3 protein-coding genes are annotated in these 2,146 nt (G+C 73.8%); 2 read left to right on the top strand and 1 reads right to left on the bottom strand.

Annotated features, from left to right (window positions below):
- On the bottom strand, positions 1-868 hold an 868-nt coding region (locus ACIY1X_RS24990; protein WP_399685987.1), incomplete at its 3' end, for a cupin domain-containing protein.
- 87 nt (positions 869-955) lie between these two features.
- Here ACIY1X_RS24990 and ACIY1X_RS24995 point away from each other — a divergent pair.
- Positions 956-1,504, top strand: coding sequence for a carboxymuconolactone decarboxylase family protein (locus ACIY1X_RS24995; RefSeq protein WP_038208920.1), 549 nt, complete (start codon positions 956-958; stop codon positions 1,502-1,504).
- Between the two features lie 4 nt (positions 1,505-1,508).
- Positions 1,509-2,051 carry a peroxiredoxin family protein gene (locus ACIY1X_RS25000; protein ID WP_399685990.1) on the top strand — a complete coding sequence of 181 codons (543 nt, stop codon included), beginning with the start codon at positions 1,509-1,511 and terminating at the stop codon, positions 2,049-2,051.
- Positions 2,052-2,146: the final 95 nt, after the last annotated feature.

Below are 2,146 nucleotides of genomic sequence, written 5' to 3' on the forward strand. Positions count from 1 at the left end.
GCGCCAGCCACTGCCGCGGCGACTGCCCCAGCCGCTGGCTGAACCGCCGCGACAGCGCAGACGCGCCGGCATAGCCCAGTTCGTCCGCGATCTGCTTGACTGGGCGCCCGCTGCGCAGCGCCGCCTGGGCCAGCGTCAGCCGCCAGTCGGCCAGGTAGGCGGCCGGCGTCTGGCCGAGCACGGCCTTGAAGCGGGCGGCGAAGCTGCTGCGCGACATGCCGGCGTGGCGCGCCATCGCGTCCAGGCTCCAGGCCTCGCCCGGCGCCTCGTGCAGGGCCGTCAGCGCCCGCGCGAGGCGCGGATCGGCCAGGCCGGCGATGAGGCCCGGCTGCACGCCCGCCTCGGCGGGATGGTCGAGCAGCCAGCGCAGCAACTGGATCAGCACCACCTCGAACAGCCGGTCGGCCAGCAGGCGCTGCCCGCAGCGCACGCGCTCGGTCTCCGCGAACAGCAGCTGCAGCGACATCGCCAGGCCCTCCACGCGCGCCAGGGGCAGCAGCACCAGCGGCGGCAGGGCACGCGCCAGCGGGTTGGCGGCGCCGCCGCCGAAGTCCAGCTCGGCGCAGACGAAATCCGAGCCGTCGGCCGGCGGGTTGTGGAACACGTGCGCCAGCGGCCGCGGATAGAACAGCAGGCTCGGCTCTCTCACCTGCAGGCGGCGCGGCAGGCCGCTGCGCGCCGCGTGGCGCAGCTCCAGCGAGCCGCTGCGCATCACGTGCAGGAAACCCCGGCCCGGCTCGGCGGGGAATGTGCTCACGCCGCACAGCGGCCCCTGGTGGAACAGGCGCGCATGCACGCGGCAGTGCTCCAGCAGGCCGGACAGGCGGTCCAGCGGCGCAGGGTTGGGAGGGATTGGACGATCTGGCATGAATTCCGGATGAATCGTGGCCAATGATACGGAGCCACGGTCCACACTGGCGTCGGCACATCGCCTCTATCGCAAAGGAAACGCACCATGACCCGTCTCTCCCTGATGGCCGCCGACGGCGGCACCGGCGAAGGCCGGCAACTGCTGGCCCAGATCCACGACGCCTTCGGCGCCACGCCCGCCATGTTCCGCGCCGTCGCCCATTCCACGGCGGCGCTCAAGAGCATGTGGGGCAGCTTCGGCGCGCTGGGCGCCGGGGTCATTCCGCCCCGGCTGGGCGAGCAGATCGCGGTGGCCGTGGCCGAGCGCAACGCCTGCCGCTACTGCCTGGCGGCGCACACCGTGCTGGGCCGCAAGGCGGGCGCCAGCGCCGACGAGATGGCGGCCGCGCAGCGCGGCGAGTCGGCGGATCCGCGCACGGCCGCCGCGCTGCGCTTCGCGCTGCGCCTGGTCGAGGCGCGCGGCCAGGTGGAGGCGGCCGAGGTCCAGGCGCTGCGCGACGCGGGCTTCAACGACGAGGAGATCGTCGAGATCGTGGCGCACGTGGCGCTGAACCTGTTCACCAACTACGTGAACCTGGCGTTCGACGTGCCGCTGGACTTCCCCGCCGTCGCGCTGCACCGGCAGGCGGGCTGAGGCCATGGCGCTCGAGCTGCGCGTCTCGCACTGGTTCAACACGCCGGCGCCGCCCACGCTGGCCGCGCTGCGCGGCCGCGTGGTCGTGCTGCATGCCTTCCAGATGCTGTGCCCGGGCTGCGTGGCGCATGGCCTGCCGCAGGCGCAGCGCGTGCACCGGTGCTTCCCGGCGGAGCAGCTCGTGGTGCTGGGCCTGCACACGGTGTTCGAGCATCACGCGGTGATGGGCAGCGCCGAGGCGCTGCAGGCCTTCATCCACGAGTACCGGCTGGACTTCCCGATCGGCATCGACCAGCCCGACGGCGCCCAGGGCGTGCCGCTGACCATGCAGGCCCTGCAACTGCGCGGCACGCCGAGCCTGGTGGTGCTGGACCGGCAGGGCGGGGTGCGGCTGCATCACTTCGGCGCCATCGACGACCTGCGCCTGGGCGCGTTGCTGGGCGGGCTGGTGGCCGAGAGCGTGGGCGCGGCGCCGGAGGATGCACGCCCACCGCAGGGATGCGACGATGGGGCCTGCATGCCGCCTTCCGCTTCTCCCGCCTCATGAGTTCCGCCCTGCACGACATCGGCCGCCTGCGTGCCGTGCTGACGGGCCCGGCACGCCCCACGGCGCGGCCCGGCCAGCGCAGCGCCATCGACAAG

This window comes from Xenophilus sp., from assembly GCF_044462705.1.
Classification (GTDB): domain Bacteria; phylum Pseudomonadota; class Gammaproteobacteria; order Burkholderiales; family Burkholderiaceae_C; genus Xenophilus; species Xenophilus azovorans.

Coding starts and splice junctions, on each gene's coding strand:
- ACIY1X_RS24995 (WP_038208920.1), top strand. CDS start 956: ATGACCCGTCTCTCCCTGATGGCCGCCGACGGCGGCACCGGCGAAGGC.
- ACIY1X_RS25000 (WP_399685990.1), top strand. CDS start 1,509: ATGGCGCTCGAGCTGCGCGTCTCGCACTGGTTCAACACGCCGGCGCCG.